10 protein-coding genes and 1 other RNA gene are annotated in these 13574 nt (G+C 62.7%); all 11 read left to right on the forward strand.

Going from position 1 to position 13574, the window contains the following annotated elements; genetic code table 11:
- Window positions 1-229 precede the first annotated feature (229 nt).
- The 11 genes from FXN63_RS03600 (at window position 230) to murD (ending at window position 13571) form a co-directional block, all read left to right on the forward strand.
- Window positions 230-1435 carry a M20 aminoacylase family protein gene (locus tag FXN63_RS03600; RefSeq protein ID WP_148812922.1) on the forward strand — a complete coding sequence of 402 codons (1206 nt, stop codon included), beginning with the start codon at window positions 230-232 and terminating at the stop codon, window positions 1433-1435.
- 84 nt (window positions 1436-1519) lie between these two features.
- Window positions 1520-2605 (forward strand): dihydroorotase, encoded by a 1086-nt coding sequence (gene pyrC, locus FXN63_RS03605; protein WP_148812925.1) that lies wholly within the window; start codon window positions 1520-1522, stop codon window positions 2603-2605.
- On the forward strand, window positions 2587-3453 hold the full coding sequence (locus FXN63_RS03610) for a DUF3025 domain-containing protein (RefSeq protein ID WP_148812927.1): 867 nt from the start codon (window positions 2587-2589) through the stop codon (window positions 3451-3453). The genes pyrC and FXN63_RS03610 overlap by 19 nt, the downstream gene beginning before the upstream one ends.
- Before the next feature lie 68 nt (window positions 3454-3521).
- Window positions 3522-3948: RNase P RNA component class A (gene rnpB, locus FXN63_RS03615), an RNA gene on the forward strand.
- A gap of 332 nt (window positions 3949-4280) precedes the next feature.
- Window positions 4281-4709: a division/cell wall cluster transcriptional repressor MraZ gene (mraZ, locus tag FXN63_RS03620; protein ID WP_187395203.1), complete on the forward strand. Its 429-nt coding sequence runs from the start codon at window positions 4281-4283 to the stop codon at window positions 4707-4709.
- 2 nt (window positions 4710-4711) lie between these two features.
- Entirely contained in the window at window positions 4712-5800 is a 1089-nt protein-coding gene (rsmH, locus tag FXN63_RS03625; protein ID WP_148818891.1) for a 16S rRNA (cytosine(1402)-N(4))-methyltransferase RsmH, read from the forward strand.
- 9 nt (window positions 5801-5809) lie between these two features.
- The gene (gene ftsL / locus FXN63_RS03630) at window positions 5810-6130 is read left to right on the forward strand and encodes a cell division protein FtsL (protein ID WP_148812931.1); all 321 of its coding nucleotides are present in this window, start codon (window positions 5810-5812) and stop codon (window positions 6128-6130) included.
- A complete protein-coding gene (locus FXN63_RS03635) occupies window positions 6127-7899 on the forward strand; it encodes a peptidoglycan D,D-transpeptidase FtsI family protein (RefSeq protein WP_148812933.1) in 1773 nt (590 codons plus the stop codon). Before ftsL ends, FXN63_RS03635 begins: the two co-directional genes overlap by 4 nt.
- The gene (gene murF / locus FXN63_RS03640; protein ID WP_148812935.1) at window positions 7896-10877 is read left to right on the forward strand and encodes a bifunctional UDP-N-acetylmuramoyl-L-alanyl-D-glutamate--2,6-diaminopimelate ligase MurE/UDP-N-acetylmuramoyl-tripeptide--D-alanyl-D-alanine ligase MurF; all 2982 of its coding nucleotides are present in this window, start codon (window positions 7896-7898) and stop codon (window positions 10875-10877) included. The genes FXN63_RS03635 and murF overlap by 4 nt, the downstream gene beginning before the upstream one ends.
- The gene (mraY, locus tag FXN63_RS03645) at window positions 10867-12036 is read left to right on the forward strand and encodes a phospho-N-acetylmuramoyl-pentapeptide-transferase (RefSeq protein ID WP_148812937.1); all 1170 of its coding nucleotides are present in this window, start codon (window positions 10867-10869) and stop codon (window positions 12034-12036) included. The genes murF and mraY overlap by 11 nt, the downstream gene beginning before the upstream one ends.
- Window positions 12033-13571, forward strand: a complete 1539-nt coding sequence (gene murD, locus FXN63_RS03650; protein WP_148812938.1) for a UDP-N-acetylmuramoyl-L-alanine--D-glutamate ligase — start codon at window positions 12033-12035, stop codon at window positions 13569-13571. Before mraY ends, murD begins: the two co-directional genes overlap by 4 nt.
- Window positions 13572-13574 lie beyond the last annotated feature (3 nt).

Here is a 13574-nt window from a genome sequence, read left to right on the forward strand (position 1 = left end):
AAATTTCGTGGCTGTTACTGGCCATGTGACTTCGCGCAAAGCCCTGCTGCGATGCGGCTTGCGCGCTTTCGTCGTTAAAAAACATCCTGTTGCCCGACTTCACTGTTACCGGGCTCTGCCTTGGTGGCATCATTGTTGGGTCCTGGCGTTTTCCTCTGCTCGATCACTGGCGTAGTCGGCCAGTGTCGATGCAGGCGCGCAGGACGTGTTTGCAACCCCGGAGATTTGCATGGAAGGCGCTGTTGCGCTGCGTTCGCCACTCGAGGCGATCCGACAGTTTCACGATGAACTCACCCTGCTGCGTCGCGACCTGCACGCGCATCCCGAACTTGGCTTCGAAGAGGTTCGCACCTCGGGCATCGTTGCCCGCCAGTTGGAGTCCATGGGCATCGAGGTACATCGCGGCATCGGCAAGACAGGTGTGGTTGGCGTGATTCGTGGCCGACGCAGCGACAGTGGTCGCATGGTTGGACTGCGCGCCGACATGGATGCGCTGCCCATGCTGGAAGAGAATGATTTTTCACATCGTTCGACCAAGCCTGGCCTGATGCACGGCTGTGGCCACGATGGCCACACGACCATGTTGCTGGGCGCGGCGCGTTATCTGGCTGCCACGCGTAATTTCGACGGCACTGCGGTGTTGATCTTCCAGCCGGCCGAAGAAGGGCGCGGCGGCGCGCGTGCCATGATCGAAGATGGTCTGTTCGATACCTTCAAGTGCGACGCGATCTTCGCGCTGCACAACTGGCCTGGCCTGCCAGCGGGCCACATCGGCATCAATCCTGGTCCGATGATGGCCGCTGCCGATCGCTTTGAAATCACCATCGAAGGGCGTGGTGGTCACGGTGCGCATGCTTACCAGACGATCGATCCGGTGGTGATTGCAGGCCACTTGATCACCGCCATCCAGTCCATCGTGTCGCGCAACGTCAACCCGCTGGATTCAGCGGTGGTGTCGGTCTGTTCGCTGCAAGCCGGGCATCCGGGTGCGATGAGCGTGATCCCGCGCGAAGCTACCTTGGTGGGCACGGTGCGCAGCTTCCGCAAGACGGTGCAGGACATGGTCGAGACGCGCTTGCGTGATCTGTCGGCCGGTATTGCGCTGTCCTTCGGTGCTACGGCTACGCTGAAGTACGACCGCCTGTTCCCGGCCACCATCAACACGCCGAACGAGGCAAATTTCCTGGCCGATGTCGCGACTTCCGTGGTCGGCAAGGAAAACGTCACGCGTGACCTGACGCCGTCGATGGGGTCGGAAGACTTTTCTGTCATGCTGCAAGGCCGCCAGGGCGCGTATTTCCGCGTTGGTCAGGGCGGTGCGGAAAGTGGTTGCGTGCTCCACAGCTCGGGCTACGACTTCAACGACGCGATCATTCCGGTTGGTGCAGCAGTCATGGCCAGCGCGGTTGAGCGCGGTATGCCGGTCATCGACTGATCGACAGGTCGTAGATTCGCCACACTGGCTGCGCCTCGTGCAGCCGCCTCTGTAATGGAGGCGGCTCGCACCGTAAAATGAGGCATGGAAACCAGCTCCCCCTCTGCTGCCGCCGATACGCCGGCACGCCTCTATATCCTCCGCCCCGACGACTGGCATCTGCACCTGCGTGATGGTGATGCGCTGGAAGCCGTGGTCGGCCATACCGCCCGTCAGTTTGCGCGCGCCATCGTGATGCCGAATCTGCGTCCGCCGGTCACCACGACCGAGCAGGCACTGGCCTATCGCGCTCGCATCATGGCTGCACTGGCCAAGACCGGCATTGCGGCCGATCGCTTCACGCCATTGATGACGCTTTACCTGACCGACAACACGCCGGCTGACGAGATCGTTCGTGCGCATGCGTCGGGCATGGTGCACGCGGTCAAGCTGTATCCGGCCGGTGCCACCACCAATTCGGATGCAGGCGTGACCGACTTGCTCGGCCGTTGCGCGCCAGCGTTGCAAGCGATGGAAAAGGTCGGCATGCCTTTGTTGGTGCACGGTGAAGTCACCGACTCCGACATCGATCTGTTCGATCGCGAAAAAGTCTTTATCGACCGCGTGATGATCCCGCTGCGCAAGGCCTTCCCGGGCCTGAAAGTGGTGTTCGAACACATCACGACTGCCGACGCTGCCCATTACGTGCGCGATGCCGAAGGCCCGATCGGTGCCACTATCACCGCCCATCACTTGCTGTACAACCGCAATGCGCTGTTCATTGGCGGCGTGCGCCCGCACTGGTACTGCCTGCCGGTGCTCAAGCGCGAAACCCATCGCCAGGCGCTGGTGGAAGCGGCTGTCAGCGGCAGCCCGCGTTTCTTCCTGGGCACCGACAGCGCACCGCACGCCCGTGGTCTGAAAGAGCACGCTTGCGGCTGCGCCGGTTGCTACACCGCGCTGCACGCCATCGAGCTGTACGCCCAGGCCTTCGACTTGGCCGGCAAGCTGGACAAGCTGGAAGGGTTTGCCAGCCTGTTCGGTGCTGACTTCTACGGTCTGCCACGCAGCACGGAGAAGGTCACGCTGGTTCGCGAGGACTGGACGATCCCGGCTGAATTGCCTTACGGCGCGACGACGGTGGTGCCGCTTGCCGCCGGCGAGAGCCTGCCATGGCGATTGGAGGCCTGATCAAGCCCGATTGGCGGCAAGCCTGGTTTGCGCCGGTGGCGGAAACCGGGCGGGCTGCCCTGGCCGATGACCATGAAGCACCGGTACATCGGCGGCTTGATCGATTGCTGACCCAATCCCGCCCGTCGGCCTTGTTGACCGCCGGGCGGATGCAGCGCCCGGAACTCGGGCAAGGCTGCCGCTTGCGCTTCGTGCCGCAAGAGGACTTGCCGCCCGGCGTCGCCTACGAGACGCATATCTGGGAAACGGGGTGCGTGCCCACGCGTGACAATCCCCACGATTTCTTCAATGGCCTGGCCTGGCTGAGTTTTCCGCGCATCAAGACGGCGCTGAACCGCCTGCAGGCAGGTGCGCTGGCCGCCGCTGACGTCGGTGCGCCGGTACGCGGGGCCTTGCGCGACGCAGCAACCTTGTTCGACGAGAATGGTTTGGTGTTTGCCTGCGCCAACGACACGCTGGCTGCAGCCCTGCGCCGTTTCGACTGGCAAACGCTGTTTGTCAGCCAGCGCACTGCGACCTTGATGCAGACCGAAGCTTGCGTGGTTGGTCACGCATTGATGGAAAAACTGTGCGCGCCGTACAAAGCGATCACGGCGCATGCCTTGATCGTGCCGGTCGACAGTCATTACTTCAGGGCACCGCTGGCCGAGCGTGTCGACACGCTGGATCGGCGTGCCAGCGAATGGCTGGAAAACTGGCCCTTGTTCACGCCGCGTGATCTGGCACCCTTGCCAGTGCTTGGCTTGCCTGGATGGTGGCCGGACAATGCCGATGCCGGCTTCTATCAGGACACCAAGGTCTTCCGCCCCGGGCGCATGCACCGTCCGGCGGATTCGGGCGACGAATGACGTATCGGGCAGCAAGCCCGGTGCATTCAGGCCGTTACTGGTCATCCCTCTGTTATAGTGCGCCCCGCAAGGCAGATCAGGCAGTCGCGAGGCGCGCAAGCGTTTCGAGGAAGGTCCGGACTCCATAGAGCAGGATGGCGGCTAACGACCGCCCGGCGAGTCAGGTGGGCGCAAGCCTGTCGGCGAAGCCGAGGAATAGGGCCACAGAGACGAGACTGCGTCGCGGGCGGGTCGCAAGATCCGCACTGGCACGGCCACTCCGTGCTGTGCATCGCGCAAGCGGTGCGGCGAAGCAGGGTGAAACGCGGCAACCTCCATCCGGAGCAACACCAAATAGGCATACGTACGGCTTCGGCCGCCCAGGGTGGTTCGCCCAAGTATGCGGGTAGGTGGCTTGAGCATGTGGGTAACCACATGCCTAGAGGAATGATTGCCCGCCCGGGTCAGCGAGAGCGCCCGAGTGTACAGAATCCGGCCTATCGATCTGCCTTGCATTACTGCTTCGTCCTACGATCGACGCCTGGATGAGCATCAAACTCCCCCTAGTTCGCCGCTAAATTCGCCTAAAAATAGCCATATGTCCTCTGTAACAGGACGTGACCTTTTCTGGGCAGGATGCGCTTGGACGCTTCTTCATACGCCACATTCACAAAGCCATACAAGACGCTGATTTATTGAAGAATTTCTACATCAAGCAACTTTAGAAAGTGCGCGTAAGTCCTTGTTACTACGGGATAAATCTGGATTCGGCGGCTTGACCGGTCTTGGGGGTTCCCGTAGAGTGGGAAAAAGTAGGGTTTTGTGTAAAAACGTGGGGATCAGCCATCGTGTTTCAGGGGAGCAGCGCACTCACGCTGGATGCGAAGGGACGGGTTTCCGTGCCTACGCGTCATCGTGACGCACTGACCTCGCAGGCTGACGGACGCCTGACACTGACCCGACACCCCGACGGTTGCCTTTTGCTCTACCCCCGCCCGGTGTGGGAACAGAAGCGCGATCAAATTGCCGCCTTTCCGATGCAGGCGCGCGCGTTGCAACGTTTGCTCCTCGGTAACGCGCAAGACCTTGAACTCGACTCTGCAGGCCGTATTTTGATTGCCCCTGAACTGCGCACTGCTGCTGGCCTGACTCGGGATGTGATGCTGCTCGGCATGGGCGCGCACTTCGAGTTGTGGGATGCAGCCACCTATACCCGTCAAGAGCAGGAAGCGCTCGAGCAGGGTATGCCTGACGTTCTCAGCCAATTCTCGTTTTGACAGTGCAAACCGAATTCACTCATCGGCCAGTGCTGCTGACGCCGACGCTGGATGCGTTGTCCGAAGTTGCCGGCGACCTGGCGCAAGACGGCGTCTGGGTCGATTGCACCTTCGGTCGTGGCGGTCATTCGCGCGGCCTGTTGGCGCGCCTGGGCCCGACCGCTCGTCTGGTGGTCTTCGACAAAGACCCGCAGGCGATTGCAACCGCAGAAGCGCTGGCACGTGAGGACGCCCGGGTAACGGTCGTCCACGAAGGCTTCGAAACGCTGCAGTCTGAATTGGCTGCACGTGGAATTACCAAGATCAATGGCGTGATGCTGGACCTCGGCATCTCGTCACCGCAGATCGATGACGCGTCGCGTGGCTTTTCCTTCATGCGCGACGGTCCGCTCGATATGCGGATGGACACGACGCGCGGCCTGACGGTCGCGCAATGGCTTGCTGATGCAAGCATCGACGATATGCGGGAGGTCATAGCACGCTATGGGGAAGAACGGTTTGCTCTCCAGATTGCAAAGGCGATTGATGCTCGCCGCGCGGAACGGCCTATATCCACCACGGGCGAGCTCGCCGAACTCGTTGCTGGTGCAGTCCGCACGCGGGAGAAAGGCCAGCATCCGGCCACCCGGACCTTTCAAGCTCTACGGATTTTCATCAATCGGGAACTCGAAGAGTTGCCGCACGCGCTCGCGGCTGCTCTGAACTTACTCACGGTTGGGGGGAGGCTGGCGGTGATCAGCTTTCATTCGCTTGAAGATCGCATGGTGAAGCAGTTTATTGCTGCTGGTGCCAACCCGGGGGCGGCCATGGCACGCTTGCCCCTGCGCGAGTCCGAATTGCCGCAGCCTGTCGTCAAGGCAGTACGCCGTGTACTGCCCGATGATGAAGAAGTCTCCGCTAACCCGCGCGCACGCTCTGCCGTGCTGCGCGTGGCTGAACGCACCGCCACACCTTTGTCGGACGCCGGTGGTGAAGCGTTCCTGAGCGACATTGCACTGGTTGTGCTGGGCAATAGCCCGACGTCAGCCTCCGCCCACGCTCGTCGGCCTGCACCCCGTGGTGCAAAGTCGGCACGTACCAGCCGTCGTTGAGACAGCAGCATGGGCCGCCTGTCTTTTCTTCTCGCCGTTGCTCTGATGGTGAGCGCCATGGCACTGGTTACCAGCCAGTACCAGGCGCGTCGCCTGTTCGTGCAAATGGAACGCGGCAAGAACGAGGCACGCGAACTGGACGTTCAGTGGCGTCAGCTTCAGCTCGATCAGACTGCCAACGCCAAGCATTCGCTGATTGATGAGGTCAGCCGAAACCAGTTGAAGATGGAAGCGGTGACTCCCGGTCATACCGTCTACCTGGCTCGTCCTCGTGAAGCCAATGGCGCACCGATAGTGTCTGGCGCACCCCTGGCCGGAGCCGTGCAATGAAACGCGTTGCTTTCAGCACCAATCCGATGCTCAGGCTGGGCTTGCCCGCCTGGCGTTCGCGTTTTGTCCTCTTCCTGTTGTTCGCAGGTTTCCTGGCACTTGGCGCGCGCGCCATGTACTTGCAGGGCTTGTTTACCGATTTCCTTCAAAAGCAAGGCGAGTCGCGCTACGCCCGCACGCTTGAATTGCCGCCGACGCGTGGAAAGATCAGTGATCGCAACGGTGTGGTTCTAGCATCAAGTGTGCCTGCACGTGCGATCTGGGCAATTCCAGAAGACGTGAAGGCGACACCGGCCAAACAGGCCGAGTTGGCAAATCTGCTTGGTCAGCCGCTGCGCGATGTGCAGCGGCGTTTGTCCAATGAAGACCGCACTTTTGTCTATCTGAAGCGGCAGGTGCCGCTCGACATTGCGGAAAAAATTGCAGCGCTTGGTATTGAAGGGGTTCACCAGCAACGGGAAACCCTGCGTACCTATCCGGAAGGTGAAGTCGTTGCCCACCTGCTGGGCTTCACCAATATCGAAAGCCACGGTCAGGAAGGCATGGAGCTTGAGTACGACTCGCAGCTTGCCGGCCAGCCGGGCAGTCGCCGAGTGATCAAGGACCGGATCGGCCGCGTGGTGGAAGATGTGCAGGCAGTGCGTGAGCCTGTGCACGGTCATGACATCACCCTGTCGATCGACAGCCGTATTCAATACCTGGCGTTTTCGCAGTTGAAGGCCGCTGTCGAGGAACACAACGCCAAGGGGGGCGCGGCCATTGTGGCCGATGCGCGCACGGGCGAAATCCTGGCGCTGGTCAATCTGCCCACCTACGATCCGAATCAGCGTGCCGGCCTGACTGGCGCGCAACTGCGCAATCGTGCGCTGACCGACACCTTCGAGCCCGGCTCGACCATGAAGCCGTTCACGGTGGCGCTTGCGCTGGAACTTGGCCGCATCAAGGCCAATTCCACCTTCGATACCGGCAACGGCCGCATGAGCTTTGCCGGTGCCACGATTACCGACGTGAGCCGCAATGGCGTGCTCGACACCACGGGTGTGCTGCGCAAGTCCAGCAACATCGGCATGACCCTGATCCAGCAGAACCTGGAAGCCACGGAAATGTGGCACAAATTCAATGCGCTGGGCATCGGCCAGGCTCCGCGTCTGGGCTTCCCGGGCGCAGTCGCTGGCCGTCTGCGACCCTTCGAGCGCTGGCGCACCATCGAGAAGGCCACCATGGCCTATGGCTACGGCCTGTCGGTGTCGCTGGTGCAACTGGTCCATGCCTATACGGCGTTTGCACGCAATGGCGATACGGTGCCACTGACATTCATGAAGCAATTGTTGCCGCCGGCATCTACCCAGGTATACCGGCCCGAGATCGCGCGTCTGGTGCGCGGCATGCTTGAAGAGGCGGCGGGTGTCGATGGCTCGACGCTGGCCCAGGTGACGGGTTATCGCGTGGCGGGCAAGAGCGGTACGGCGCGCAAGATCGTCAACGGTGCTTACAGCACATCCAAGTATGTCGGCTCCTTCGTTGGCCTGGCACCTGTATCGAATCCGCGCATCATCGTCGCCGTCATGCTCGACGAGCCCAGCTCGGGTGGTTACTACGGCGGCCGGGTGGCTGCGCCGGTGTTCTCTTCGATCACCAGTGGTGCGCTGCGCCTGCTGGCTGTCGAACCCGATGCGCCCTTCAAGTCGCTGGTGGTGCCCGAGGCCCCGCTGACCACGATTTCCACGCCTCCGCCACGTGCGCCGGCCAAACCGGCAGGGCGGACATGAGCCGTCAGCTTGCCGCAATGAACTCCGTGCACGAGCAGATCCTCGGCTGGTTGCGTGCGTGCGTGTCGCCCACCGCGCACTTGAGCCAGGATTCGCGCGCGATCCAGCCCGGTGATGTATTCCTGGCCTGCGCCGGGCAGCGCAGCGACGGCCGTCTGCATATTCGTCAGGCGATCGAGCAAGGCGCGGTTGCCGTCATCTATGAAGCCGATGCCGGCGAAGCTGTCAACGCTGACGATGTGCAGGCCTTGCTTGCTGCCAAGCAGGTTCCCGGCCTGGCGGTCAGCGGCCTGAAGGCTGCCTTGGGCATGTTGGCCTCGGCCTGGTACGGACACCCCTCGCAGGAAATGGCGGTGATCGCGGTCACCGGTACCAACGGCAAGACTTCGTGCACCCAATGGCTGGCCACGGCATTGACCGCTGGCGGCATTCGTTGCGGCGTGATCGGCACGCTTGGCACCCGCATGAGCGGTGGTGTTCATCTGGCGACCGGACTCACCACCCCAGACGCCGTGCTGCTGCATCGCACGCTGGCCGACATGCACGCGCAGGGCGCTGCCGCCGTGGCCATCGAAGCTTCGTCGATCGGCATCGTCGAAGGGCGGATGGACGGACTGAAGCTGCGCGCTGCCGCGTTCACCAACCTGAGCCGCGATCATCTGGACTACCACGGCGACATGGAGGCCTATGCCGCCGCCAAGCGTCGCCTGTTCGCCTGGCCCGGTATCGACACCGTGGTGATCAACCAGGACGACGTGGTCGGTGAACAGATTCTGCGTGGTTTGCATGACACTGATCCGAGCGTGGTGGCAGTCGGGTTTTCGCTGCGTGAAGCGCAAGCCGATGCGGCCGCGACGACCTATGCCAGCCTGCGCGCCATCGACCTGAATGCGTCCAGCCAGGGCATGGTCTTCACCTTGGTGGCACCCGAAGGGTCGGCACAGGTTGCCACCCATCTGCTGGGTGAGCACAACGTGGCCAACCTGCTGCTGGTAGCTGGCGTGTTGCGCGCTTTCGGCTGGACCTTGCAACGTGTCGCCAGCTCGCTCAATGCGGCGCAGGCTGCGCCGGGCAGGCTGGAGCCTGTCTCTACCGACACGGCACTGCCGATGGTCGTGATCGATTACGCACACACGCCCGATGCCTTGCAGCGTGCGCTGGAAGCGCTGGCACCGTTGGCGCGTGCGCGCCAAGGTCGCCGGGTGTGTCTGTTCGGATGTGGTGGTGACCGTGATCCGGGCAAGCGTCCGATCATGGCGCGTATCGCGCAGGACAACGCCGATCGCCTGGTCATCACCAGCGACAACCCGCGCAGTGAATCACCGCAGCGCATTATTGAAGAAGTGTTGGCAGGTCTGACTGCTGCGACGCCGGCCGTGACGGTCGAGGCCGATCGCGCACAGGCAATTCGTACCGCGATTCTGTCTGCCGCGCCTGGCGATGTGATTCTGATCGCTGGCAAGGGTCACGAGACCTATCAGGAAATTGCGGGCGAACGTCATCCGTTCTCGGACCTGTCGGAAGCGCGCCGCGTGCTGGCCGCTTATCCGCGTCCTGCCCCTCACAAGGAAGTCATGGTTTCGCTCGCCGAAGCCGCTCGCATCATGGGCGGCGTCTTGCATCAGGCCGATGATGTCTATAAAAACCGCGGATTCAGCGGCGTCAACACCGATACGCGCAGCACCCGGGCAGATGATTTGTTCTTTGCCTTGTTGGGCGAACAGTTCGACGGTCACGACTATGTAGCTGCGGCTGCCAAGGCAGGTGCCGTTGCTGCGGTGGTCAAGCATCCGGTGGCTGACGCTCCTGGTCTGTTGCAGATCGTGGTGAAGGACACCCGGCGCGCGCTTGGCCGTCTGGCTGCCGACCATCGTTCGCGTTTTGCCGTGCCGCTGATTGCTGTTGCCGGCAGCAATGGCAAGACCACGACCAAGGAAATGATCGCGTCCATCCTGGCTGCCTGGCATGGTGAGCCAGGACGCCTGGCCACGGCCGGCAACCTGAACAACGACATCGGTGTGCCGCTGACCTTGCTGCGCTTGAGCGCGGCGCATCGCAGCGGTGTGATCGAACTGGGCATGAACCATCCCGGCGAGATCGATGGCCTGGCGGCAATGACGGGTGCGCAGGTCGCGCTGGTCACCAACGCCCAGCGCGAACACCAGGAGTTCATGCACTCGGTCGAAGCTGTCGCACTTGAAAACGGTGCGGTCATCTCGCGTTTGCCGGTCGATGGCGTGGCGGTGTATCCGGCCGATGATGAATACACCCCGGTATGGGATGCGCTGGCCGATACGCGCCGCCGCCTGCGCTTCGGCCTGGATGACACCGCCGACGTCTACGCGACCGATCTGGTGCGTGACGCATTCAACGCCCGCTTCACGCTTAACAGCCCGGCCGGTTCGATTGCGATCGAGTTGCCCGCTGCCGGTTTGCACAATGTGCGCAACGCCTTGGCCGCCGCCGCGTGTGCGCTTGCCATCGATGCGCCGTTGGCTGTGATCGCCGCTGGCCTGGCGCACTTCGCACCGGTCAAGGGCCGCATGCAACGGCAGACCCTGCCGACCGGCGAGCTGCTGATCGACGATACCTATAACGCCAATCCCGACTCGGTTCGCGCTGCGATCGATGTGCTGGCCGCCTTGCCTGCGCCGCGTGCGCTGGTGCTGGGCGACATGGCCGAGGTTGGCGATCAGGGTCCGGCCATGCACCGCGAAGTGGGCGACTACGCCCGCGTGCACGGTATTGAATCTCTGTTTGCTTTCGGGCCGGCTACCGCCGACTCGGTTGCGGCCTTCGGCCCGGCCGGTCGTCATGCCGATTCGATTGACGCCGTGGTGGACGCCCTGCGCGTTGCCCGGCCTGCTTCTATTCTCGTCAAAGGCTCGCGCTCCATGAAAATGGAACGCGTGATCGCTGCATTGCGTGTTGCCACCGACCCGTCTTCCCCTGTTATCGGTGGCCCCAATGCTGCTTGAACTGACTCAATGGCTGGCCAAGGACTACCGGTTCTTTGCCGTTTTCAACTACATCACGCTGCGTGCCGTGCTGGCGTGCGCCACCGCATTGCTGATCGGCCTGGTGGCCGGACCGCGCGTGATTCGCAAACTGACCGCGCTGAAGATCGGTCAGGCCGTGCGCACCTACGGTCCTGAAACGCATCTGGTGAAAAACGGCACGCCCACCATGGGTGGCTGTCTGATCCTGATCGCCATCGCAATCTCGACCTTGCTGTGGGCCGATCTGACCAACCGTTTTGTGTGGGTGGTGCTGCTGGTCACGCTGGGCTTTGGCTGGATCGGCTGGGTCGATGACTACCGCAAGGTGGTGCATCGCAACCCTGAAGGCATGCGCTCGCGTGAGAAGTTCTTCTGGCAGGCGCTGATCGGCATCGTGGCGTCCGTGTATCTGGCTTTCTCGGTGTCCGCACCTGACAGCCTGGGCGTCTGGCACCTGTTCATGGAATGGGTCATGAGCGGCTTCACGCTGGAGCTGCCCGGCCGTTCGGACTTGATCGTGCCCTTCTTCAAGAGCGTGAGCTATCCGCTGGGCGTGACCGGTTTCATCGCACTGACCTGGTTCGTGATTGTCGGCACCAGCAACGCGGTCAACCTGACCGACGGTCTGGATGGCCTGGCGATCATGCCGACCGTGCTGGTCGGTTCGGCACTCGGCGTGTTCGCCTACGTGGTGGGCCGCGTCGACTATTCCAAGTATCTGCTGTTCCCCTACATTCCCGGCGCGTCCGAAATGATGGTGATCTGCGCGGCGCTGGCCGGGGCCGGCCTGGCGTTCCTGTGGTTCAACGCCTACCCGGCGCAGGTGTTCATGGGTGACGTCGGTGCCTTGGCGCTGGGTGGCCTGCTGGGCACCATCGCCGTCATCGTGCGCCAGGAAATTCTGCTGTTCATCATGGGGGGCGTGTTTGTGGTCGAAACGCTGTCGGTGATGTTGCAGGTCAGCTGGTTCAAATACACCAAGAAGCGTTATGGCGAAGGCCGGCGCATCTTCCGCATGGCTCCTTTGCATCACCACTTTGAAGTCAGCGGCTGGAAGGAAACGCAGGTTGTCGTGCGTTTCTGGATCATCACGATGATGTTGGTGCTGATTGGCCTGTCTACCCTCAAGCTGCGATGACTGAAGCACTCGAATCCATCGTGCCGGCTCCGCTTACCCTGATCGTCGGTCTGGGTGAGACGGGGCTTGCGTCCGCCCGCTGGTGCCTGCGCCAGGGTGATCGGCTGCGCGTGGTCGACACGCGCGCCGAGCCGGGTGGCCTGGACGCACTGCGTGCCGATGGTGCCGCGATTGAATTCGTGTTGGGCGACAGCGCCTTGGTGCCCGGTGCGGCCGAGCCGATGCTGGACCCGCGTCTGCTGGATGGCGTGGCGCGTCTGGTGATCAGCCCGGGCCTGGCACCGCAACGCGCACCGGCCAAGGCACTGGTCGACGCCGCCAACGCTGCGGGTATCCCGGTCGTGGGCGAGATCGAATTGTTCGCGCAGGCGCTGGCCGCGCTGCGTACTGACAACGCTTATGCACCGCGCATGCTGGCGGTGACCGGCACCAATGGCAAGACCACGGTCACGGCCATGGCCGCGCAGTTGGTCGAGGCATCTGGCTTGTCGGTGCGTGCTGCTGGCAACATCAGCCCGGCCGCCTTGACCGCGTTGATGGACGCGCAAGACGCCGAAGCGCTGCCGCAAGTGTGGGTGCTGGAACTGTCCAGCTTCCAGCTGGAAACCACGCGCACGCTGGCGGTAGATGCAGCAGTGGTGCTGAACCTGACGCAAGACCATCTGGACTGGCACGACAGCATGGCGGACTACGCGGCTGCCAAGGCCCGTCTGCTGACCGCTGCGCGCGTGGCCATCGTCAATCGCGACGATCCGGCCGTGGTGCGCATGGTCGAGAAGCTGGAAGACCTGGGTGTGCGCAGCTTCGGTCACGACCTGCCAGTGCTGGAAGGCGACATGGGCGTGGACCACGGCCATGGTGTGGCCTGGTTGGCTGAATCTGCCGACCGGGGCTTTGATGCCGAGCCGGTCAAGCGCAAGAAGAATGAAGTGATCCCGCGCGCCGCAGGTCGACTCAATCGCCTGATGCCCTCGGATGCCTTGCAGGTTCGTGGTGCGCACAATGTGTTGAACGCCCAGGCGGCGCTGATGCTGGCGCGCGCCATCGACCTGTCGTGGCCGTCTTTGCTGCGTGCGCTGCGCGCGTATCGCGGCGAACCGCATCGCGTGGAATTCCTGCGCAATATTCTTGGCGTCGATTTCATCGACGACAGCAAGGGCACCAACGTGGGTGCCACCGTGGCCGCGCTCGAAGGTCTGGGCCAGCGCGTGGTGCTGATCGCTGGTGGCGTAGGCAAGGGCCAGGATTTCTCGCCGCTGGTGCGACCGGTTGCCTTGCACGCTCGCGCCGTGTTGCTGATTGGCCGTGATGGCCCGGTGATCGGCGAGGCCCTGGCAGATACCGGTGTGCCGTGCATCACCGCCGACAGCCTGCCGGCAGCAGTCATTGCCTCACTGGACTACGCTCAGGAAGGCGACGCCGTGCTCTTGTCGCCGGCCTGCGCCAGCTTCGACATGTTCCGCAGTTACGCCCATCGCGCGCAGGTATTTGCTGACGCGGTGACCGAGCTTGCCAACGACAAGGGTCAGGTCTGAGCC

It is taken from the genome of Pigmentiphaga aceris, assembly GCF_008119665.1.
In the GTDB taxonomy this organism is placed as follows: Bacteria; Pseudomonadota; Gammaproteobacteria; order Burkholderiales; family Burkholderiaceae_B; genus Pigmentiphaga; species Pigmentiphaga aceris.

Coding starts and splice junctions, on each gene's coding strand:
- murF (WP_148812935.1), top strand. CDS start 7,896: ATGAGCCGTCAGCTTGCCGCAATGAACTCCGTGCACGAGCAGATCCTC.
- murD (WP_148812938.1), top strand. CDS start 12,033: ATGACTGAAGCACTCGAATCCATCGTGCCGGCTCCGCTTACCCTGATC.
- FXN63_RS03635 (WP_148812933.1), top strand. CDS start 6,127: ATGAAACGCGTTGCTTTCAGCACCAATCCGATGCTCAGGCTGGGCTTG.
- mraY (WP_148812937.1), top strand. CDS start 10,867: ATGCTGCTTGAACTGACTCAATGGCTGGCCAAGGACTACCGGTTCTTT.
- FXN63_RS03610 (WP_148812927.1), top strand. CDS start 2,587: ATGGCGATTGGAGGCCTGATCAAGCCCGATTGGCGGCAAGCCTGGTTT.
- FXN63_RS03600 (WP_148812922.1), top strand. CDS start 230: ATGGAAGGCGCTGTTGCGCTGCGTTCGCCACTCGAGGCGATCCGACAG.
- ftsL (WP_148812931.1), top strand. CDS start 5,810: ATGGGCCGCCTGTCTTTTCTTCTCGCCGTTGCTCTGATGGTGAGCGCC.
- pyrC (WP_148812925.1), top strand. CDS start 1,520: ATGGAAACCAGCTCCCCCTCTGCTGCCGCCGATACGCCGGCACGCCTC.